This is a genomic window from Streptomyces sp. NPDC058000 (assembly GCF_042886435.1).
Taxonomy (GTDB): Bacteria; Actinomycetota; Actinomycetes; order Streptomycetales; family Streptomycetaceae; genus Streptomyces.
This window is the reverse complement of record NZ_JBHVQS010000008.1, coordinates 158,200-179,748: the sequence shown is the minus strand read 5'-3', so window position 1 is coordinate 179,748 and position 21,549 is coordinate 158,200. Positions and strand designations below refer to the sequence as shown.

The window sequence follows — 21,549 nt, the reverse complement described above, 5'->3', positions numbered from 1 at the left end:
ACCTCGTCCGCCCCGGCCGGGCCGCGTGTCCGGCCGGGGCGGCCCGGTGCGTACCGGCGTCGCGGGGTGACGGGGCTCTCCCGGCCCGGCGGGGTCCGGCCGCGCACGGACCGCCATACTGGGGGCATGGCCTTGATCAACCCCAGCATCCTGTCCGCCGACTTCGCCCGCCTCGCCCAGGAGGCGAAGGCCGTCGAGGGCGCCGACTGGCTCCACGTCGACGTGATGGACAACCACTTCGTCCCCAACCTCACCCTCGGCGTGCCGATCGTCGAGTCGCTGAGCAAGGCGACGGACACCCCCCTCGACCTGCACCTGATGATCGAGGACCCGGACCGCTGGGCGCCGCAGTACGTGGAGGCCGGGGCCGGTTCGGTCACCTTCCACGCGGAGGCGGCCGCGGCGCCGGTGCGGCTGGCGCGGGAGATCCGGGCCAAGGGCGCGCGGGCGTCGATGGCGCTCAAGCCGGCCACCCCGATCGAGCCGTTCGAGGACCTGCTGCCCGAACTGGACATGGTGCTGATCATGACCGTCGAGCCCGGCTTCGGCGGTCAGGCGTTCCTGGACATCATGCTGCCGAAGATCCGCCGCACCCGTGAGCTGATCTCGCGGCACGGCCTTCAGATGTGGCTCCAGGTGGACGGCGGCGTCTCGGCGGAGACCATCGAGCGGTGCGCGGAGGCCGGCGCCGACGTGTTCGTCGCGGGTTCCGCGGTGTACGGCGCGGACGACCCGGCCAAGGCCGTCCGTGACCTGCGGGAGAAGGCCGAGGCGGCGACGGCCGGGAGCTGGGGCTGCGCCCACTGATCGAGTCGGCCCGGCCTGTACGGGGCCCGGAACCGGTCCGTCCGGTGTGGTTCGTGCCATCGGTTGTCCTGGTGGCAACCGAGCGTTCATGCCTGTCGTGCCGCTCGTGGTCCCCGTACACCTCGGGTTTCTGAAAGGATGAGCAAAGACTCGATCAGATGCGCAAAAGGGGAGAATTTCGTGGTAGCCAGCCGCCCACAGTCCGGAATGGGCCCCGCCGAGCTGGTGCAGGCTGCGGCCATGGCCCGCCGCTTCTATCTTGAGGGCAAGTCCAAGATCCAGATCGCGGAGGAGTTCGGCGTCAGCCGCTTCAAGGTCGCCCGCGTGCTGGAGACGGCCCTGGAACGTGATCTCGTACGGATCGAGATCCGGGTGCCCTCCGAACTGGACGCGGAGCGCTCCGACGCTCTGCGCGCCCGCTACGGCCTGCGGCACGCGGTCGTCGTCGAATCGCCCGCGGACGCTTCCGAGGACGCCGCCGACCCCGAGAACCTCGGTGAAGTCGCCGCCGACCTGCTCGGCGAGCTCGTCGCCGAGGGCGATGTGCTGGGGCTCGCCTGGGGCCGCTCGACGATCCACATGGCGGCCGCCCTGCACCGGTTGCCGCCGTGCACGGTCGTCCAGTTGACCGGGGTCTACGACGCCGGCACCGCCGACCGCGGTTCGGTCGAGGCGGTCCGCCGCGCGGCCGACGTCTCCGGCGGCGAGGCGCACCCGATCTACGCGCCGATGCTGCTGCCCGACTCGGCGACCGCCGCCGCGCTGCGCGGCCAGACCGGCATCGCCCGCGCCTTCGAGTACTTCGACAAGGTCACCGTCGCCTGCGTCTCCATCGGTTCGTGGGAGCCGGGCGTCTCGACCGTCTACGACATGCTGTCGGAGGAGGAGCGGGAGCACTACGCCTCGCTGGGCGCGGCCGCCGAAATGTCCGCGCACCTCTTCGACGGCGAGGGGCGGCGCATCGGCCGCGACCTGGGCGAGCGGTGCATCACCGTCGAGGCGGACCGGCTGCGCCGCATCCCTGAGGTGGTGGCGATCGCCGGCGGCCGCCGCAAGGCCGCGGCCATCGGCGCGGTGCTGCGTTCCGGACTGGTGACGAGCCTGGTGACCGACACCGCGGCCGCCGACCACCTGTTGCTGGAGACCGGCCCGGGCCCGCGGCCGGCCCTGGACCGGGCGGACCCCGACGGGAAGTGAGCGGGCCCGACGCGCACGCCGGCGGGCAGCCGGCGCGTGGCTGTGACAGCATCGGCGCATGCTGATCCACACCGCCCCGCGCCGGGCCGCCGCCGTCGTCGGCGCGCTGCTCGCCGCGCTGCTTCTCGTCCTGACCGGGTGTTCCACCGGCGGTGACGGCAAAGGGAGTTCGGCCGGCACGCACCGGCCGGCCGCGACCGCCACGGCCGGTACCCGGTCGCCCGGCGGCGGCGCCGCACCGGGCTGGGCGAAGGGCCTGCCGACCGTGCCGGCGGACCGGTTGCCCACGGAGGCGCAGCGCACCCTCAAGCTGATCGACGCCGGTGGGCCGTTCCCGTACCCCAAGGACGGCACCGTCTTCGGCAACTACGAGAAGCAGCTGCCCAAAGAGCCGCGCGGCTACTACCACGAGTACACGGTCGACACCCCGGGTTCCCGGAACCGCGGCACCCGCCGCCTGATCACCGGCAAGCACCACGAGTTCTTCTACACCGACGATCACTACAAGAGCTTCAAGGCGGTGCTGCGGTGAGCGCCGAGGTGCCCCGGGCGCTGGCCGCGGTGCTCGACGGGCGGACGCCCGCGGGGGTGCTGCCCTGGCCGGCGGACCGCCCGGTCGCGGACGCCCTGGCCGCGGCCCGGGACGCGGGGTGGGACGGTGCCGCGCTGGACCTCGCCGGGGTCGCGGACAAGGCCGGGTTCCTGGACAGGTGCGCTGCCGCCCTGGAATTCCCGGCGTACTTCGGCCACAACTGGGACGCGTTGGCCGACTGCCTCACCGACCTGTCCTGGTGCCCCCCGTCGCGCGGTCGGCTGCTGGTCATCACCGGCTGGCAGGAGTACGCGGCTGCCGCGCCGGAGGACTGGAGTGTGGTGGAGACGGTGCTGGCGGACTCCGTGGGGTACTGGCGGGACACCGACACCGGGCTTGCGGTGATCATGGCCGGCGGGCGCGGCCGGCAGGGGGCGTAGCCCGGGGAACCGGCTCCCGCGGGCGCCGTTCCGCGACCTTACGCATGCGTCCCGTGAGCCGGCGTCCCGGTGCGTGGACACCGGATTGGCGGATCACACACACGGCCCACGAGGCCGTAGGACTATCACATGAGTCCTGGTCAGGGCCCGTATCCTGGCAGTATGCGATTCCTCAATCCGAAGAACGGCGCCCTCGAAGAGAGTTCTTCGGTGCCCTACGACCTGACCTACGACGATGTGTTCATGGTGCCCAGCCGCTCGGCGGTGGGCTCCCGCCAGGCCGTGGACCTCGCCTCGCGCGACGGCTCCGGCACGACCATCCCGCTCGTGGTCGCCAACATGACGGCGATCGCCGGCCGCCGTATGGCCGAGACGGTGGCCCGCCGCGGTGGTCTGGTCGTCATCCCCCAGGACATCCCGAACGACGTCGTCACCGACGTCATCACCTGGGTCAAGCAGCGCCACCTGGTGCTGGACACGCCGATAGTGCTGTCCCCGGTCTCGACCGTGGCGGACGCGCTGTCGCTGCTGCCGAAGCGGGCGCACGGTGCGGGCATCGTCGTCGAGGGCGGCCGGCCGGTCGGCGTCGTCACCGAGCACGACCTGGCCGGAGTGGACCGCTTCACCCAGGTGTCCGAGGTCATGTCCAAGGACCTGCTGGTCCTGGACGCGGACATCGACCCCCGTGAGGCGTTCAACCGCCTCGACGCCGCCAACCGCAAGCTGGCCCCCGCGGTCGACGCGGACGGCAGGCTGGTCGGCATTCTGACCCGCAAGGGCGCGCTGCGCGCCACCCTGTACACCCCCGCCACGGACGCGGGCGGCAAGCTGCGGATCGCGGCCGCCGTGGGCATCAACGGCGATGTGGCCGGTAAGGCCAAGGCGCTGCTGGACGCGGGTGTGGACACCCTCGTCGTGGACACCGCGCACGGCCACCAGGAGTCGATGATCAGCGCGGTCAAGGCGGTCCGGGCGCTGGACCCGCACGTCCCGATCGTCGCGGGCAACATCGTCGCCGCCTCCGGTGTGCGCGACCTCATCGAGGCCGGCGCGGACATCATCAAGGTCGGTGTCGGGCCGGGCGCGATGTGCACCACCCGCATGATGACCGGTGTGGGCCGGCCCCAGTTCTCCGCGGTGCTGGAGTGCGCCGCCGAGGCGAAGAAGTACGGGAAGCACGTCTGGGCCGACGGCGGTGTCCGCCACCCCCGCGACGTGGCCATGGCGCTGGCCGCGGGCGCGTCCAACGTCATGATCGGCTCGTGGTTCGCCGGCACGCTGGAGTCGCCGGGCGACCTCCAGCACACCGCCGAGGGCCGGCCGTACAAGGAGAGCTTCGGGATGGCCTCGGCGCGTGCGGTGCGCAACCGCACCAGCGAGGAGTCGGCCTACGACCGCGCCCGCAAGGCGCTGTTCGAGGAGGGCATCTCCACCTCCCGGATGTTCGTCGACCAGGCCCGTCCCGGCGTCGAGGACCTGATCGACTCGATCATCGCGGGCGTCCGCAGCTCCTGCACGTACGCCGGCGCCGCCTCCCTGGCGGAGTTCGCGGAGAAGGCCGTGGTCGGCGTGCAGAGCGCCGCCGGCTACGCCGAGGGGAAGCCGCTGCACGACAGCTGGAGCTGACCCCTGAGCCGGCTTCCGGCTCCGCATTCGCCGCTCACCGGCCCCGCACCGACCTGGTGCGGGGCCGGTGGCGTTCTCCGGGTGCGACCGTGATTGACTGCGGTGGAGCGCAACATTCCGCCGCCCTTCGCCGCCGTGCGCAACGAACCACCGTAGTTGCGCAAGGATCCTGCATTACGGCAGGTCAACGAGGGGCCGTAGTGTCATGCGCTGTACGTGGAGTGGCGGAGACCGCCTGCTCGGCGGTCTCCTGCTGCAGGGTGGTTCGTCCTGCCTGCCTGGCCGCTGCGGTCTAGTCACCGGAATGTGCCGGAATGTGTCAGTCTGACCGGCAGCGACGAAGGAGCCCCCAGTGTTGGAGAACGGCGCCGCCCCGCCCCCAGGGGACAGCTATTCCCCGCCGCCCGTCGGCGGCGGACTCGGCACTCGGCTGATGCGCCGCAAGCCGGTCGAGCGGTTGGTCGCCGAGGGCGGCCAGGGCGAGGGGGGCACGCTCCGCCGCTCGATGGGCGTCTGGCAGCTGACCATGATCAGCATCGGCGCCACGCTCGGCACCGGCATCTTCGTGGTGCTCGGCCAGGCCGTCCCGGACGCCGGCCCCGCGGTCGTGCTCTCCTTCGTCATCGCCGGCATCACGGCGCTGTTCTCCGCGCTCTCCTATGCCGAACTGGCCGGCACCATCCCGGTCTCCGGCTCGTCGTACTCCTACGCCTACGCCACCCTCGGTGAGCTGATCGCCTGGGTCTGCGGCTGGTGCCTGATCCTGGAGTACGGCGTCTCGGTCGCCGCGGTCGCGGTCGGCTGGGGCCAGTACCTCAACGAGTTCCTCAACGGGACGCTGGGCGTCACCATCCCCGCCGCGCTGTCCGCGCCGCCGGGTCAGGGCGGCTACTTCAACCTGCCGGCCCTGCTGGTCGTGCTGCTGGCGATGGTGTTCCTGCTGGGCGGTGCCAAGGAGAGCGCCCGGGCCAACACCATCATGGTGGTCGTCAAGATCCTCACGCTGCTGATGTTCTGCGGTGTCGCGATCCAGGGCGTGAAGTCCGGCAACTACGCCAACTTCATGCCGATGGGCATGGCGGGGGTCAGCGCCGCCGGTGCCACGCTGTTCTTCTCCTACATCGGCTTCGACGCCGCCTCCACGGCGGGCGAGGAGGCCAAGAACCCGCAGCGCGACCTGCCCCGCGCGATCATGCTGTCGCTGGTGATCGTCACCGCCCTGTACTGCCTGGTCGCGGCCATCGCGGTGGGCGCCCTGCCGTGGCAGGAGTTCAAGGGCTCGGAGGCCGCGCTGGCCGGGATCCTCAAGACCGTCACCGGTCAGGGCTACTGGTCGGTGCTGCTGGCCTTCGGCGCCGTCGTCGCCATCGCCAGCGTCGTACTGACCGTGCTCTACGGCCAGACCCGGATCCTGTTCGCGATGTCCCGGGACCGGCTGGTGCCCACGGTGTTCTCCAAGGTTCACCCCAAGACCGGCGTGCCCCGGGTCAACACCGTGATCGTCTCCCTCTTCTGCGGCGTGCTCGCCGCCGCGGTGCCGCTCGGTGAGCTGGCCGACGCCACCAGCATCGGCACCCTCTTCGCGTTCGCGCTGGTCAACGTGGCCGTGATCGTGCTGCGCCGGACCCGGCCGGACATGCCGCGGGCGTTCCGCACGCCGTTCTCGCCGGTCTTCCCGGCGATCGGTTTCCTGCTCTGCCTCTACATGATGGGCAGCCTCGGCCTGGTGACCTGGGTGGTCTTCGGTGTCTGGATGGCGGTCGGCCTTGTGATCTACTTCGGATACGGCATGCGCCGCTCCCGATTGGCCACCGCAGAGAAGTGACCCACCCGCAGTGCGACTGAACGATCTCGACGAACGCATCGTCCACGCCCTCGCCGAGGACGCCCGCCGCAGCTACGCGGACATCGGCCAGGAGGTCGGACTGTCCGCACCGGCGGTCAAACGCCGGGTGGACCGGCTGCGGGCGGACGGCGCGATCACCGGGTTCACGGTGCGCGTCGACCCGGCCGCCCTCGGTTGGGAGACCGAGGGGTTCATCGAGATCTTCTGTCGCCGCAACACCTCGCCCGAAGCGATCCACCGCGGTCTGTCGCGCTACCCGGAAGTGGCGTCCGCCTCCACCGTCACCGGTGAGGCGGACGCCCTGGTGCAGGTCTTCGCGTCCGACATGCGGCACTTCGAGCGGGTCCTGGAGCGGATCGCCGGCGAACCCTTCGTCGAGCGCACCAAGTCCGTCCTGGTCCTCTCCCCGCTGCTGCGCCGCTACGGGTCGGGCGCGCCCAGCTAGCGGCCCTTCGTGCCGGGCCGCTGGGCGGCGTGCGGCGGGCCCATTTCCGGCGGCAGGTGCGGCGGGGTGCCCCCGGTCCACGCGATGCGGAGCGCGGAGGCGGCGATCCGCCAGCCGTCCGGGGTCCGTACCAGCTCGGTGTCGGCGTGGCCGCCGGAGACGAAGAGTGCCTCGGATCCGTCGGCCAGGACGTGGGTGCTGAGCTGGGCCCCGCGGGCGGTGGCCCGGTCGCCGTCGATCTCGATGGCGGCGTTGCCGCCCAGGTGCACGGTCCGGTCGAACAGGGCCATCCCCTCCCGGATCCGGGCCACCACGGCGTCCCGGCCGCGGACGGTACCGAGGGGCATCTCGGCTGTGGCGTCCTCGGCGTAGAAGGCGCGGCCCCATGCCTCGTCGAACACCCCCTCGTCCAGGGAGCGCAGGTAGCGGTCCAACAGGTCGGCGATGTCGGCGCGGTCGGTGAGGTGCTGGAGCTGCCGCGCGGTGCGGAGGTGGGCGGGCTCGGCGGCCGGCGGGGTGGGGTCGGTGGCTGCGGCTTCGTGCGTGGTCATGCAGTGATCTTGCTACCTCAGGTGGACTTGAGGTCAAGGGTGGGGGAGGCGGACGCCTCCACGGGTGTCACGCCGGCGGGCCGCCGGGAGCGCAGCCCGACCGTCACCACGGCGCCCACCACCAGCACCACGGCCGCCGCGATCCGGTAACCCAGCGCGGCGGCGTCGGTGAACGCGGCCGCCGCGGACGTCCCGTGCCCGGTGCCCGCGGCGTAACGGACCGACAGCGCGGTGCCGACCACCGCGATGCCCAACGCCGCGCCCAACTCCCGTGCCGCGCCCTGGAGTCCGGAGCCCATGCCGGCCTGGTGGGCCGGCACCGACGTCACGATCGCGTGCGACAGCGTCGGCATCGCCAGACCCGCGCCGACCGCCATCAGCAGCAGGTACGCCAGGTAGCGCAGGTAGGGGGTGCCGGCGTCGGCGGTGGAGAGCAGCAGCAGGCCGGTGGCCACCAGGAGCAGCGCGGCGCCGGACGTCCGGGCCTCGCCGATCCGCTGTGCCAGGCGCATCCCGTACCGCGTCACCGCCAGCATCCCGAAGGCCAGCGGCACGATCGCGAAGCCCGTCCGCAGCGGCGCATAGCCCTTCACGTACTGGAGGAACTGCGCGTTGACGTAGAACAGGGCGAACATCCCGAAGAAGCCGACGGCGATCCCGGCGCTGCCGGCGCGCAGGCGCGGCAGCCGGAACAGCCGGGGGTCCAGCACCGGGTGCGCGGCCCGCAGGCCGTGCCGGACGAAGACCGTGAACAGCAGCAGGGCCAGGGCGAAGGCGCCGAGGACCGGCGTCGAGGCCCAGCCCAGTCCGGGGCCCTCGATGATGCCGAAGAGCAGGGCGAAGGACCCGAGGACCAGCAGCGCCGAGCCCGGCAGGTCCAGCGTCGCGGTCTGCCGCGGCACCGCGGGCGCGGACCGCGCCACCCAACCGAGCAGGAGCAGCGCCAGCGGCACGTACCCCCAGAACAGCCCCTGCCAGGGCAGGTATTGGAGGATCAGCGCGCCGCCCGCGTTCCCCACCAGTCCGCCGACGCCCATCGCCGTGCTCCACGCCGCGATCGCCGCCGCCTTGCGTCCGGGCGGGGATGCGTGGAGGAGTACGGACATGGTGGCCGGCACCAGGAGTGCGGCGCCGGCGCCCGAGACGGCGCGGCCGGCCAGCAGTACCGGGAGGGTCGGGGCCAGTGCGCTGAGCAGCGCGCCGGTGCCGAAGACCGCGAGCCCGGTGAGCAGGGTGCCCTTGCGGCCGTAGCGGTCGCCGAGCGCGCCGGCCGGGATCAGCAGACCGGCGAAGACCAGGACGTAGGTGTCGACGATCCACAGCAGTTGGGCGGGGGTGGGGTGGAGGTCGCTCGCGGCGATCTTCGGTATGGCCAGGTTCATGGCGGCCACGAGGGACTGTGCCACCAGGACGCAGGCGCACATCAAGGCGGTGACGGAGCGCCGGCCGGCGCTCCGGGTCGAGGTGCCGTCGGTCGACGGTGGTGCTGACGTGGTCATGGCGGGGACGCTAGAGTCCCGTTCAGTTGATCTCAAATGCAAGGTGTGCACTCCATGATTGCGCGAAACGCAAACATCGACTTCAACCTGCTGATCGCCCTGGATGCGCTGCTGGAGGAGGAGAGCGTGACCGCGGCCGCCGACCGGCTCGGGCTCTCCGCGCCTGCCATGAGCCGGGCGCTCGGCCGGATCCGGCGGACCCTCGGCGATCCGGTACTGGTCCGCGCCGGCCGGCACATGGTGCCGACCCCCCGCGCGCTGGAAATCAAGGCCGAGGTGCGGCGGCTGGTCGAGGCCGCGCACGGGGTACTGGCCCCGTCCGCCCCCACCGATCCGGCCCAGCTCACCCGGAGCTTCGCCCTGAACGCCAGCGACCTGTTCGTCACCACCCTCGGGCCCGCACTGGTCGCCCGGGTCGCCCGGGAGGCGCCGGGGGTGGTGCTGCGCTTCCTCGGCGAGAGCCATGTCGATCTGCCGCTGCTCCGGGACGGGGTGGCCGACGTGGAGCTGGGCATGATCGACAGCCCGGAGCCGGAGATCCGTACGGAGCGGCTGTTCGAGGACCACGCGGTCGCCGTCGTCCGGGAGGGCCACCCGCTGACCACCCGGCCCCTCACCGCCCGCCGGTTCGCCGCCGCCGCGCACCTCAACTTCTCCCGGCGCGGCCGGCTGGCCGGCCCCATCGACACCGCGCTGGCCGAGCGCGGGCTGCGCCGCCGGGTGGTCGCCACCGTGCCGACCGTGGCGGCCGCGCTGATGATGGTGCGGGACACCGACGTGGTGGGCATGGCCGCTGAGCGGACCGCGGCACCGATGGTGCGCGGGCTGGGCCTGTGCACCCTGCCCATCCCGTTCGACCTGCCGCCGATGCCGATGGGGATGGCCTGGCACCCGCGGCAGGAGGCCGACCCGGGCCACCGGTGGCTGCGCGGCGTGGTGCGCGAGACGGTGGCCGCCGCGGTGGCCTGAGTCACCCCGTAGGCACCCGCCCGACCTGGCCGCATGCCGCGTGCAACGAATCGCCGCGGTGGCCCTTGAACGCGCAACGAATCGTCCGTCGCCACGCAACGGTGGCGCCTTGTCCCGGATCGTCGGCGGCCCGTACCGTCATTGAGTCCCACCCGAACCGCCACCGCCGAGGGGTCCCATGCCGCCGCTGCACACCGCCCTGCTCCAGAGTTCGGGACGGCCCGGCGACGTCGCGCACAACCTGAAGGTGCTCGCCGACGCGGCCCGCGAGGCGGCCGCGACCGGCGCCCGGCTGCTCGCCTGCCCCGAGCTGTTCCTCACCGGCTACGCGATCGGCGGTGACGTGCACCGCCTCGCCGAGCCGGCCGACGGTGCCGGCGCCCGGGCCGTCGGCCGGATCGCCGCCGAGCACGGCATCGCGGTGCTCTACGGCTACCCGGAGCGCGCCCCCGAAGCGGACGGCGTGGTCTACAACTCCGCCCAGCTGATCGGCCCCGACGGCACCGCGCTCGCCAACTACCGCAAGACCCACCTCTTCGGCTGCTTCGAGCGCGAGTGGTTCACCCCGGGCGACCGGGCGGTCGTCCAGGCGGAGCTGGACGGGATCCGGATCGGCCTGCTGATCTGCTACGACGTGGAATTCCCGGAGAACGTCCGGGCGCACGCGCTGGCCGGGACCGATCTGCTGCTGGTGCCCACCGCGCAGATGCACCCCTTCCAGATCGTGCCGGAGCAGATGATCCCGGTGCGCGCCTTCGAGAACCAGATGTACGTCGGGTACGTCAACCGGGTCGGCGCGGAGGGCGAGTTCGAGTTCGTCGGCCTCAGCTGCCTGGCCGGACCGGACGGCGTGGTCCGCACCCGCGCCGGACGCTCCGAGCAGCTGGTGCAGGCCGCGGTCGACCCGGAGTTCCTGAAGGAAGCCCGGGAGAACAACCCCTACCTGCACGACCGGAGGCCGGAGCTCTACACCGACCTCACCTGACCGGCGCCCCACCGCGCCCGGCGGCCCCGCCCGCCGCCGTGCCGTTCCCCGGTCCGCCGCAGCGCCCCGCACCACCCCACCGAGCCCGAGCGCGCCCCGCCCCGCCCGCCCGTGCCCGATACGCCCTGATCCGCCCCGCCCGCAAGGAGTCCGCCCCGATGACGTCCACGGTGCCCCCCGCCGTCCCGCACACCGCCGCGCAGCCGCCGATCACCATGTTCGGCCCGGACTTCCCCTACGCGTACGACGACTACCTCGCGCACCCGGCGGGCCTCGGCCAGATCCCGGCGACCGAGCACGGCACCGAGGTGGCCATCGTCGGCGGCGGCCTCTCCGGCATCGTCACCGCGTACGAGCTCATGAAGATGGGCCTCAAGCCCGTCGTCTACGAGGCGGACCAGATAGGCGGCCGGCTGCGCACCGTCGGCTTCGACGGTTGTGACGAGTCTCTCAACTGCGAGCTGGGCGCGATGCGGTTCCCGCCGTCCTCGACGGCGCTCCAGCACTACATCGACCTGGTGGGCCTGGAAACCGCTCCGTTCCCCAACCCGCTCGCCGAGTCCACCCCGTCGACCGTCGTAGACCTCAAGGGCGAGTCGCACTACGCCGAGACCGTCGACGACCTGCCCGCGGTCTACCGCCAGGTCGCCGAGGCGTGGAACGCCTGCCTGGAGGAGGGCGCCGACTTCTCCGACATGAACCAGGCGATGCGCGAGCGCGACGTGCCGCGGATCCGCGAGATCTGGGCGCAGCTCGTCGAGAAGCTCGACAACCAGACCTTCTACGGCTTCCTCTGCGACTCCAAGGCGTTCACGTCCTTCCGGCACCGCGAGATCTTCGGCCAGGTCGGCTTCGGCACCGGCGGCTGGGACACCGACTTCCCCAACTCCATCCTGGAGATCCTGCGGGTCGTCTACACCGAGGCCGACGACCACCACCGCGGCATCGTCGGCGGCTCCCAGCAGCTGCCGCTGCGCCTGTGGGAGCGCGCGCCGCAGAAGATCGTGCACTGGGCCCAGGGCACCTCGCTGTCGTCGCTGCACGACGGCGCGCCGCGACCGGCCGTGACCCGGCTGCACCGCACCGCCGGCAACCGCATCACCGTCACCGACGCCTCCGGCGACATCCGCTCGTACAAGGCGGTGGTCTTCACCGCACAGAGCTGGATGCTGCTGTCGAAGATCGACTGCGATGACGACCTGTTCCCGATCGACCACTGGACGGCGATCGAGCGCACCCACTACATGGAGTCCAGCAAGCTCTTCGTGCCCGTGGACCGGCCGTTCTGGCTGGACAAGGCCGTCGACGACGAGGGCAACGAGACGGGCCGGGACGTCATGTCGATGACGCTCACCGACCGGATGACCCGCGGCACCTACCTGCTGGACAACGGCCCGGACCAGCCGGCCGTCATCTGCCTCTCCTACACCTGGTGCGACGACAGCCTGAAGTGGCTGCCGCTGTCGGCGAACGAGCGCATGGAGGTCATGCTCAAGTCACTCGGCGAGATCTACCCGAAGGTCGACATCCGGAAGCACATCATCGGCAACCCGGTGACCGTGTCCTGGGAGAACGAGCCCTACTTCATGGGCGCGTTCAAGGCCAACCTGCCCGGCCACTACCGCTACCAGCGGCGCCTGTTCACCCACTTCATGCAGGAACTGCTCCCCGAGGACAAGCGCGGCATCTTCCTCGCCGGTGACGACATCTCCTGGACGGCGGGTTGGGCCGAGGGCGCCATCCAGACCGCACTGAACGCGGTGTGGGGCGTGATGCACCACCTCGGCGGCGGCACCGACGGGACCAACCTGGGCCCCGGTGACGTCTACGACGAGATCGCGCCGGTGGAGCTCCCGGAGGACTGAGCGCTTCCGGAGCGCTGCGGAGCGGCGGGCGTCGCGTCCTGAACGTTCCGCTCGTGTGCGCGCCAACTGACGTGCGGAGGGCCCCGGTTGATCCGGGGCCCTCCGCACGTCCGCGTACGGGCCGGGTCCGGGAGCCCCGGCGGTCCCGCAGGTGCGGTGCTACAGGCCGGCCGCCCGGACCCGTCCGTGCAGTTCGGCTGCCCGGTCGGCCAGCTCCTTGCCGTCCCGGCAGTGCACCTGGAGATCCACCAGGACCTCCCGGGCCCCGGCTTCCGCGGCGCCGGCCAGATCCGCCAGCACCTGGTCGTGGCTGCCGGTGTACGGGCGGCGCCCGGCCTCCGGCAGCGGCGCCCCGGTCAGCTCGACCCCGACCCGCAGGACGACGTCCAGCTCCCCGACGTCGCGGCCGTACCGCTCGGCCGCCCGGGCCAGCCGCGCCAGCAGCGGGGCGAGCTGCGCACCCGTCAGGTGGGCGGGCAGCCAGCCGTCGGCGCGCCGCGCCACCCGGTCCAGGGCCCGGCCACCGCCCGCGGCCAGGTAGACCTGGATCGGACGGGCCGGCTTGGGCCCGACCGAGGCCGGTGCGATCTCCGTCCAGCGGCCCCGGTACGCGACCGGATCGGGGCCCCAGACCGCCGCGCAGACGTCCAGCAGCTCGTCCAACTGGGCGCCGCGGTCGGCGTACGCGGTGACCCCGGCCGCCCGGTACTCGTCCTGGGACCAGCCGGTACCCAGGCCCGCCAGCACCCGACCGCCGCTGGCCGCGTCCAGCGTCGCCAGCGTCCGGGCGAACGGGAACGGCGCGTGCAGCCCGGAGACCAGCACACTGCTGCCCAGCCGGACCCGGTCGGTGACGGCGGCGGCCAGCGCGAGGGTGACCAGCGGGTCGGCGCACCGGCGGTAGAAGTCGGGCCAGGGCAGGCCCGGCACGCCGTAGAGCCCGTCGAGGGGCTCGCGCGGGAACACCGTCCGCTCGAAGACCCAGACGCTGTCGAAACCGATCTCCTCCGCGGCGCGGGCCACGTCCCGCACCGCGCGCCGCGGGTCGTACTGCGGCATCTGGGGCAGCCCCAGTCCCAGTCGTAACGTCATGGGCGGCACCCTACGGCGGGGCGCCCGGCAGCGGAACGAAGCGGGCGGCGGTCGTGGCGCGCCGCCGTCGGTCGGCCGCCGCGCCGCGGACTATCCCAGCGGGGTCAGCAGACAGCGGCCGATCAGGCCCACGCTCGCGTCCAGGCGGTCGGCGAACTCCTCCGCGACCTCCGGGAGCCGGCGGACGCCCCACATCATGCGGGCCGCGGCCCAGGCACCGTCGCGGGCCATCTCCAGGCTCCAGGAGCCGATGAGATGGGTGAGCGGGTCGGCGATGTCCAGGAGGTCGGGGCCGGGCATCAAGGTCTCCCGGATGCCCTCCTCCAGGCCGGTGAGGAGCGTGCCGATGCGGTCGAAGTCGCCTTCCAGGGCGGGCGGTTCGCAGTCCAGCGCCCGGCAGGTGTCCACGACGGCCAGCGCGAGGTCGTGGCCGATGTGCGCGTTGATGCCGGCCAGTGCGAACTGCAGCGGGCGGACCCTGGGGTGCCGGCGCAGCTGGAACAGCGGCCGCCAGCAGGCCGGTGGCCGCAGCCCGGTGGCGTCGGCGTCCACCGCGGTGAAGTAGCGGCGGGCGAACTGGACGTCCAATGCGCCGGCGGCCTCCGGGTCCTCGAAGGCGCCACCCCCTACCCGCTGGGCGACGGCCTCGGTGACGGCCAGGTAGACCCGGTTGAAGACGGCCACCCCGTCGTCGGCGGGCAGCGCCCGGTCCAGCGCCCGCATCCGCGCCAGTACGTGCGTCACCCCTGCCGTCGCCGCAGGTCCGGAGCGGTCGGCGGACCGGGCGGCGGGCTCTGCGGCGGTGTGCTGCGGGCCGTTTCGGCCGTGCTGCTGAAGGGTCGTCATCCGCTCAGCGTGACATCGCGGTACCCCTAAATATGCCGATGACTGTGGCGAGTTGACCGGAACGGGGTAATAATCGGCCCGCCGTCTTGAGGCCCTTCCTACCGTCCCGCGCCGTTCGGCTCCCGTGGTGCCCCTACCGCGTCGATGTGTGCTGCGCATTTCCGGTCGGACCGCAAGCAGCGGTGCTGTCCCCGCGAAATCCCGTGAGAACACCCATGTCCATGCGGACAGATCAGTTCGGACATATCCATTCGGCATCCCAGGAAACGCCGTATGAACGCGGCGCAGAATTCCGGAGGTTGATCCGTGTCCCGAAGACTTGCCGCCATGGTGGTCACGCCGCTGCTGGCGGTCTCCGCACTGACGGTGGCCGCCGCCCCGGCCCAGGCCGCCCCCGCCGACAAGCCGCAGGTGATGGCGAGCTTCACACAGACCAGTGCGGCCAGCTACGGCAACTGGCTGGCGGCCCGCAACAATCAGGGAAAATGGGCCGCCTACGCTTTCGACTGGTCCACCGACTATTGCTCCAAGTCGCCGGACAACCCCTTCGGCTTCCCGTTCAAACTCTCCTGCGCCCGACACGACTTCGGCTACCGCAACTACAAGAAAGCGGGCACTTTCTCCGCCAACAAGGCACGTTTGGACAGTGCTCTCTATGCGGACCTGAAGCGGGTCTGTGCCGGCTATTCCGGCGCGAAGAAGACCTCCTGCAACGGGCTGGCCTGGACGTATTACGAGGCCGTCAAGAACCTCGGTAGGTAACGCCGGGCGGCGCTCCGGGGTGCGGCGCGGCCACCGCCCGCGCCCCGGACCGTCCGCGGTGGCGGCCGCCGCTGCTCGGTGTGCGCGGGAGCCGGGGTGCGCAGCAGGTGGAGGCGGGTGCGCACCACGATGGTGCCTAGTTTGTCCTGAAGCGGTGGTTCGACTATGAATCACTTCGGCTCTGTGGCGTGCAGGGCGTCGCAGAAGTGGAGAGTGATCATGGCGGGCTTCGGGTGGAAGCTTCATGGAGACGGGCGGCATCTGAAGCCGGGGGAGGTGGTCAAACCCGGTGAACGTCTGACGTGGGGCCGCACCATCGCGCTCGGAGCCCAGCACGTCGTCTCGATGATCGGCGCGTGTTTCGTCGCTCCGGTACTGATGGGCCTGGACCCCGGCCTGGCCCTCATGGCATCCGGCGTGGCCACGGTCCTCTTCCTGGTGATGACCCGCGGACGCATCCCCAGCTACTTGGGCTCGTCGCTCTCCTTCGTCGGCGTATCCGCCGTGATCGCAGGTCAGGGAGGTGACGCCGGCACGCTGACGGGCGCGATGCTCGTCGTGGGCGCGTGTTTGGCGGGCTGCGGGATCGTCATTCACGTTCTCGGCGCCCGTGTGATCCACGCGGTTCTGCCGCCCGTGGTGACCGGCGCGGTCGTCATGCTCATCGGCTTCAACCTCGCCCCGGTGACGGCATCCACGTACTGGCCGCAGGATCAGTGGACGGCCCTGGCGACCATGCTGTTCACCGGCCTGGCCCTCGTCGTCCTGCGAGGCTTCTGGTCGCGGATCGCCATCTTCCTGGGTCTGGTCTTCGGGTACGTACTGTCCTGGGTTCTCGACCGCACCACGGGAATGATTCATGCGGCCAACGGCGCGGGGAAGGTGACCGACCACTGGCGCATCGACTTCTCTGCCGTCGAGAAGGCCGACTGGATCGGCCTCCCGACGTTCCACGCACCGAACTTCTCGGCCTCGGCGATCCTCGTTGCGCTTCCCGTCCTGGTGGCACTGGTCGCGGAGAACGCCGGTCACGTCAAGGCGGTGGGGGAGATGACCGGTGACCCCCTCGAAGACAAGATGGGCATGGCCATCGTCGCCGACGGCACGGCAACGGTCCTCTCGACCGCGGTCGGCGGCCCCGCCACCACGACGTACGCCGAGAACATCGGCGTGATGGCGGCGACCCGCGTCTATTCCACCGCTGCCTATTCCGCGGCAGCCGTCTTCGCGTTGCTCTTCGGCCTGTGCCCGAAGTTCGGCGCGGTGGTGGCCGCGATCCCCGGCGGTGTGCTGGGCGGCATCACGGTCATCCTCTACGGCATGATCGGCCTGCTGGGCGCCCAGATCTGGATTCGCAACAAGGTGGACTTCACCCTGCCGCTGAACCTCATCCCCGCCGCGGCCGGCATCATCATCGCCATCGGCGGCGTCTCGCTGAAGTTCACCGAGCACTTCGAACTCAGCGGAATCGCCCTCGGGACGCTGATCGTGCTCACCGGATACCACTCCCTGCGCTGGCTCTCGCAGGCGGCCGGCCAGCGCCGCATGCCGCTCCTCGACGCCGGAACCAGCGACTACGACGGATCCGCTGACCGCAACGACTGACCGCAGCGAAGGTCTGACCGCAACGAGCTGGTGAGGATGACGAGCTGCTGGGTAGCCCGGGTCATCGCGACGTAGCGGTCGACCGCTCCTTCGACGCCCTCGCCGAACGTCTCCGGGTCGATGAGGACGACCAGGTCGAACTCAAGCCCCTTCGACAGCCCCGGGGTCAGTGACCGGACGCGGGACGTCGCCCGGAACGTGCCCGCTCCGCTGTCACCGGTGCCGATGACGCAGGCGACCCCGTCGGCATGCGCACCGAGCCAGGCGTCGAGGACCGAGTCCAGATCCGCGACGGATCCGTGGACGACGGGGACGCCGCTGCTGCGGATGGAGGTCGGCACATTGGCGTCCGGGAGTTCGGCCCGGATGACCGGTTCGGCTTCCGCCATGACCTCCTCCGGCGTCCGGTAGTTGACGCTCAGGGAGGCCACGTCGACCCGGTCCAGCCCGATCCGCCCCAGCCGCTCCTGCCACGACTCCGTGAACCCGTATCTGGCCTGGGCGCGGTCCCCGACGATGGTGAAGCTCCGGGACGGGCAGCGGAGCAACAGCATCTGCCACTCGGCGTCGGTCAGTTCCTGGGCCTCGTCCACGACGATGTGTGCGAACGGGCCGGCCAGCGGTTCGGGGTCGGTGCCGGGCAGTGCGGTCTCGTCGATCAGGCTGTCCTGTAGGTCCCGTCCGCGCAGCATCGTCACCGCGCCTTCGCCGTCGTCATCGGCCGCGAGCACGGTGTCGATGACGTCGGCCATGCGCGCCCGCTCGGCGGCGACGGCGGCTCGCTGCCGACGCTTGCGCCGCGCCGCCGCCGGGTCGCCGAGCCGCTGCCGTGCCGCGTCCAGGAGCGGCAGGTCGGACACCGTCCACGCCTGGGGAGCCGCCTTGCGCTGGAGCTTTTGCACCTCGTCGCGGCTGAGCCAGGGAGCGCACATCCGCAGGTAGGCGGATACCGACCAGAGGTCTCCGACGAGGTCGGCGGCTTCGAGCAGCGGCCAGGCGCGGTTGAGGGTGGTGACCAGCTCTTCGTCGTGCTGTAGCGACCTCCGGAACAGGTCGGGCGAGACGTCACCGTCGAGTCTGTCCAGCAGGATCGCGACCAGCTCGTCCCAGATCTGCTCGCGCGCCTCGTTGTGCGGAGTGCCCGGGTCCGGTGCCTCGAACGCCTCGGCCCAGTCGTCGGCGCTCAGCCAGACGTCGGACCAGGAGGTGGTGACCGTCATCCCCTCGGTGGGCGGCTCTTCGTAGAACCTGACGGCCTTCTCGATCGCCTGCACCATGTTCGCGGACGACTTCAGGAGGGCCACGTCCGGGTCGGTCTCGTTCGCCGCGCCGGGGCCCTCGGCCACGAGGTCCCGCAGGGTGCAGGTCTGCACGCCCTCCTCGCCGAGGCTGGGGAGGACGTCCTCGACGTAGGCCAGGTAGGGCTGGTGCGGACCGACGAACAGCACGCCGCCCCGACGGTGACCGAGGCGGGGGTCGGAGTAGAGGAGGTGGGCGGTGCGGTGCAGCGCGACGACGGTCTTCCCCGTACCCGGGCCGCCGTCGACGACGAGAGCGCCGCGCGATCCCGCCCGGACGATGGCGTCCTGGTCGGCCTGGATGGTGGCGAGCACATCGCGCATCCGGGCCGACCGGGTGCTGCCCAGGCTGGCGATGAAGGCTGACTGGTCGTCGAGCGCGGCGTGCCCTTCAAGCGCGTCGGCGGTGAACACTTCGTCCCAGTAGTCGCTGATCAGGCCACGGGTCCAGCGATATCTGCGGCGGCTTGCCAGACCCATCGGGTTGGCGTGCGTCGCCGCGAAGAACGGCTCGGCCGCGGGGGAGCGCCAGTCGATCAGCAGCCGGCGCCCCGTGCTGTCGGTGAGGCCGAGTCGTCCGATGTACACGGGCTCGGTGCCGTCCGCGCTGACGGTGTGTCCGAGGCACAGGTCCAAACCGAAGCGACGCAGGGCGCGCAGCCGACCGGTCAGCCGGTGGATCTCGGCGTCCCGCTCCATCGCCGCCCGGCCCAGGCCACCGGGCGCCCTGCGTTCGGCATCGAGGCGGTCGGACAGTTCGGCGATCGTCTGCTCCAGGCTCTCCGCGATGGCCGCGAAGTGCTGTTCGTCGCCGGCGATCAGCAGTGGATCGGCCTTGGGCGCGAGTTGGTCCGGAAGGCCGAACGCGCTGGTGGTCAGGGGATTCATGTCATCAGCTCCGATCCGAGGTCGCGCCCGCGAAGTCCGACCACGCGCACACCGGCCCGTCGGCACCGAGGGCCCGCAACCGCGGCGCGCGTCCCACCACCGGCTCGACGCCGCCGCGCGCCGCCTGAACTGACAACACCGCACACACCGTGTGAATCTCCTCTTTCCGCAGGTCCGGGGCTTAGGCCAGCGATTCTGCGGTACCACCGGGGCCTTGCCGCAAGCCCCCTGGTGCGCTATACGTTGAGAGTGGCGAGGAGCGGCTGTTCCCCCTCGCCCCTCTGGTCCGCTGTGGACGACGGACCCGCTCTCACCTTCTTCGGACCTCGGCCGCCCGGCGGCATCGCCGCCGGCGCTGAAGATCGCCGTTTCGCGCTCCATTCTCACCGGGTGAAACCGGTTTTAAGCGGCCGCTTAGGATGGTTCGGGCTTGTCGCGCCGCCCCGACCGGTGCCGCGAGCACCGGACCACCCACTCGGATTCCCCAGGAGCACCACCCGTGAGCGTCGAACCCCTCCAGACCGCCGACCCCGTCGCCTACGGGCAACTGGTCCCCGTCACCGTCCACTTCGACGACCTCGACGCGCTCGGCATGCTCCACAACTCCCGCTACCCGCTGCTGGCCGAGCGGGCCTGGGCCGAGTACTGGCACGGGTTCGGCTTCGGCTTCGGCTTCGACGGCGACTGGGCCGCCGCGGGCGACATGTGCAACGTCGTCAAGGAGATGACGGTCTCCTACGAGCGCCCGGTCACCCGCGCCGGCGGCTACGCCGTGCACCTGTGGGTCGAACGCCTCGGTCGCACCGGCCTCACCTACGGCTTCCGGCTCTGCTCCGCCGACGGCACCGAGACCCACGCCCGCGGCCACCGCGTCCTGGTCCGCGTCGACCCGCAGGCGCTGCGGCCCACCCCGTGGTCGGACCGGGGCCGGACGATCGCCGCGGACCTGCTGCGGCCGGAGCCGGCGGCCGAGGTGCCGACCGCCGGGGTCGAAGCGGCCTGAGCCGCCGCGGTCAGGAGCGTTCCAGGTCGCTGTTGCTGGCGGTGCCGCTGTCGCTGTTGCTGGCGGCGGCCGGCGCGCCCGCCGAGGTCGTCCGGGACGGCATCCGCAGTACCCGCGCCCCCGCCACCAGGCCGAAGGTCAGCACCGTGACCAGGGCGAACGAGCCGGTCAGGGACGCCGCCTGGGCGATTCCGCCGATCGCCGACGGGGCGATCAGCCCCGAGGTGTAGGTGATCGTGGCCACCCCCGCGATGGCCTGGCTGGGCGCCGGGCCGCTGCGGCCGGCGGCGGCGAACGCCAGCGGGACCACCACCGCGATCCCCAGGCCGACCAGACCGAAGCCGGCCATCGCCGTCGCCGGGTGGCTCGCGGTGACGACCAGCAGCCCGCCGACGGTGGCCAGCAGCCCGCCCGCCCGGACCGTGCGCACCGGGCCGAAGCGGGCCACCACCTTGTCCCCGGCCAGCCGGGCGGCCGCCATCGTGCAGGAGAACGCGGTGGTGGAGGCGGCCGCCAGCCCCGCGTCGGTGCCCAGCCGGTCGCGGAGGTAGACCGCCGACCAGTCCAGCGAGGCACCCTCGGCGAACACCGCGCAGAACCCTATGGCGCCGATGATCAGCGCCGACCGGGGCGGGAGCGCGAAGCGCGGCGGCGGATGCTCCTCGGGGGCGCTGCGCAGATCCAGTACGCCCCGGCAGGCGAGCGCCCCGAGCAGGGTTGTCACCAGAGCGGCGCCGGCGAGATGGAGCCGGGCATCGGTGCCGGTGTGCGCGGCGACGGTGCCGGCCGCCGATCCGAGGAGTGCGCCCACGCTCCACATGCCGTGCAGCCCGGACATGATCGGCCGGCCCAGCCGGTCCTCGGTCTCCACGCCCAGCGCGTTCATCGCCACGTCCGCCATGCCCGAGGTGCCGCCGTAGACCAGCAGCGTGCCGCAGAGCACGAACACGTTGGGGGAGAGGGCGGGCAGGGCCAGCGACAGCGTCCACAGTGCGAGCAGGGCGCGCAGCGCGGCGCGGGCACCGAAGCGGTGGCTGATCCGGCCGGCCAGCGGCATCGCCAGCGACGCGCCGATCGCCGGGAAGGCGAGGGCCAGGCCGAGCTGGCCCGGCGGGATCTGGGTGTGGTCCTGGAGCCAGGGGATGCGGGTGGCGAAGTTGCCGGTGACCGAGCCGTGGACGAGGAACACCGCGGCGATCGCCCAGCGGGCGCGGCGCAGTCGGTGGTCGGGCATTCGGGGGAGCGGGGCACGGGGGGTGGCGTCGGGAACGCCGTTGCCAGCCATGGCCGGTA

General features: G+C 72.0%; 19 protein-coding genes. 13 read left to right on the top strand and 6 right to left on the bottom strand.

From position 1 onward, the window contains the following. Positions 1-126: 126 nt before the first annotated feature. From rpe to ACFVT2_RS11450, 7 genes are all read left to right on the top strand, one after another. A complete protein-coding gene (rpe, locus tag ACFVT2_RS11480) occupies positions 127-807 on the top strand; it encodes a ribulose-phosphate 3-epimerase (RefSeq protein ID WP_390015275.1) in 681 nt (226 codons plus the stop codon). 207 nt (positions 808-1,014) lie between these two features. Then, complete coding sequence (locus ACFVT2_RS11475; RefSeq protein WP_390015433.1) at positions 1,015-2,004, top strand: sugar-binding transcriptional regulator; 990 nt, start codon at positions 1,015-1,017, stop codon at positions 2,002-2,004. 58 nt (positions 2,005-2,062) lie between these two features. Further along, on the top strand, positions 2,063-2,536 hold the full coding sequence (locus tag ACFVT2_RS11470) for a ribonuclease domain-containing protein (RefSeq protein WP_390015272.1): 474 nt from the start codon (positions 2,063-2,065) through the stop codon (positions 2,534-2,536). Continuing rightward, the gene (locus tag ACFVT2_RS11465; RefSeq protein ID WP_390015269.1) at positions 2,533-2,976 is read left to right on the top strand and encodes a barstar family protein; all 444 of its coding nucleotides are present in this window, start codon (positions 2,533-2,535) and stop codon (positions 2,974-2,976) included. The genes ACFVT2_RS11470 and ACFVT2_RS11465 overlap by 4 nt, the downstream gene beginning before the upstream one ends. A gap of 162 nt (positions 2,977-3,138) precedes the next feature. Further along, positions 3,139-4,602 (top strand): GuaB1 family IMP dehydrogenase-related protein, encoded by a 1,464-nt coding sequence (locus ACFVT2_RS11460; RefSeq protein WP_390015266.1) that lies wholly within the window; start codon positions 3,139-3,141, stop codon positions 4,600-4,602. Between the two features lie 352 nt (positions 4,603-4,954). Then, the gene (locus ACFVT2_RS11455; protein ID WP_390015263.1) at positions 4,955-6,427 is read left to right on the top strand and encodes an amino acid permease; all 1,473 of its coding nucleotides are present in this window, start codon (positions 4,955-4,957) and stop codon (positions 6,425-6,427) included. Positions 6,428-6,437: 10 nt separating this feature from the next. Next, positions 6,438-6,893, top strand: a complete 456-nt coding sequence (locus ACFVT2_RS11450; RefSeq protein WP_390015260.1) for an Lrp/AsnC family transcriptional regulator — start codon at positions 6,438-6,440, stop codon at positions 6,891-6,893. On the opposite strand, the gene ACFVT2_RS11445 is transcribed toward ACFVT2_RS11450, so the two are convergent. Together ACFVT2_RS11445 and ACFVT2_RS11440 are read right to left on the bottom strand one after the other, a co-directional pair. Next, entirely contained in the window at positions 6,890-7,444 is a 555-nt protein-coding gene (locus ACFVT2_RS11445; RefSeq protein WP_390015257.1) for a nuclear transport factor 2 family protein, read from the bottom strand. The two genes, ACFVT2_RS11450 and ACFVT2_RS11445, sit on opposite strands and share 4 nt — an antisense overlap. A 17-nt stretch (positions 7,445-7,461) precedes the next feature. Continuing rightward, entirely contained in the window at positions 7,462-8,943 is a 1,482-nt protein-coding gene (locus ACFVT2_RS11440; RefSeq protein WP_390015254.1) for an MFS transporter, read from the bottom strand. Between the two features lie 54 nt (positions 8,944-8,997). Between ACFVT2_RS11440 and ACFVT2_RS11435 the strand changes: the two genes are divergently transcribed. The 3 genes from ACFVT2_RS11435 (at position 8,998) to ACFVT2_RS11425 (ending at position 12,762) form a co-directional block, all read left to right on the top strand. Beyond that, entirely contained in the window at positions 8,998-9,912 is a 915-nt protein-coding gene (locus ACFVT2_RS11435) for a LysR family transcriptional regulator (RefSeq protein ID WP_390015252.1), read from the top strand. A gap of 178 nt (positions 9,913-10,090) precedes the next feature. Further along, positions 10,091-10,897, top strand: coding sequence for a carbon-nitrogen hydrolase family protein (locus tag ACFVT2_RS11430; RefSeq protein WP_390015249.1), 807 nt, complete (start codon positions 10,091-10,093; stop codon positions 10,895-10,897). A 158-nt stretch (positions 10,898-11,055) separates the two neighbouring features. After that, positions 11,056-12,762, top strand: a complete 1,707-nt coding sequence (locus tag ACFVT2_RS11425; RefSeq protein WP_390015247.1) for a flavin monoamine oxidase family protein — start codon at positions 11,056-11,058, stop codon at positions 12,760-12,762. 159 nt (positions 12,763-12,921) lie between these two features. Here the strand turns inward: ACFVT2_RS11425 and ACFVT2_RS11420 are convergent, their stop codons facing one another. Both ACFVT2_RS11420 and ACFVT2_RS11415 read right to left on the bottom strand, forming a co-directional pair. After that, positions 12,922-13,854, bottom strand: a complete 933-nt coding sequence (locus ACFVT2_RS11420) for a TIGR03619 family F420-dependent LLM class oxidoreductase (protein WP_390015244.1) — start codon at positions 13,852-13,854, stop codon at positions 12,922-12,924. A gap of 90 nt (positions 13,855-13,944) precedes the next feature. Next, entirely contained in the window at positions 13,945-14,700 is a 756-nt protein-coding gene (locus ACFVT2_RS11415; protein WP_390015241.1) for a DUF5995 family protein, read from the bottom strand. Positions 14,701-15,027: 327 nt separating this feature from the next. Here ACFVT2_RS11415 and ACFVT2_RS11410 point away from each other — a divergent pair, with 327 nt between their 5' ends. Next, positions 15,028-15,462 (top strand): phospholipase, encoded by a 435-nt coding sequence (locus tag ACFVT2_RS11410; protein WP_390015430.1) that lies wholly within the window; start codon positions 15,028-15,030, stop codon positions 15,460-15,462. A gap of 219 nt (positions 15,463-15,681) precedes the next feature. Continuing rightward, positions 15,682-17,067: a uracil-xanthine permease family protein gene (locus ACFVT2_RS11405; protein WP_390015238.1), complete on the top strand. Its 1,386-nt coding sequence runs from the start codon at positions 15,682-15,684 to the stop codon at positions 17,065-17,067. Here ACFVT2_RS11405 and helR read toward each other — a convergent pair. Continuing rightward, entirely contained in the window at positions 17,037-19,253 is a 2,217-nt protein-coding gene (gene helR / locus ACFVT2_RS11400; protein ID WP_390015235.1) for an RNA polymerase recycling motor ATPase HelR, read from the bottom strand. The two genes, ACFVT2_RS11405 and helR, sit on opposite strands and share 31 nt — an antisense overlap. A gap of 499 nt (positions 19,254-19,752) precedes the next feature. Here helR and ACFVT2_RS11395 point away from each other — a divergent pair, with 499 nt between their 5' ends. Continuing rightward, entirely contained in the window at positions 19,753-20,256 is a 504-nt protein-coding gene (locus ACFVT2_RS11395; protein ID WP_390015233.1) for an acyl-CoA thioesterase, read from the top strand. Positions 20,257-20,266: 10 nt separating this feature from the next. On the opposite strand, the gene ACFVT2_RS11390 is transcribed toward ACFVT2_RS11395, so the two are convergent. Beyond that, the gene (locus tag ACFVT2_RS11390) at positions 20,267-21,541 is read right to left on the bottom strand and encodes an MFS transporter (RefSeq protein WP_390015231.1); all 1,275 of its coding nucleotides are present in this window, start codon (positions 21,539-21,541) and stop codon (positions 20,267-20,269) included. Between the last annotated feature and the right edge of the window lie 8 nt (positions 21,542-21,549).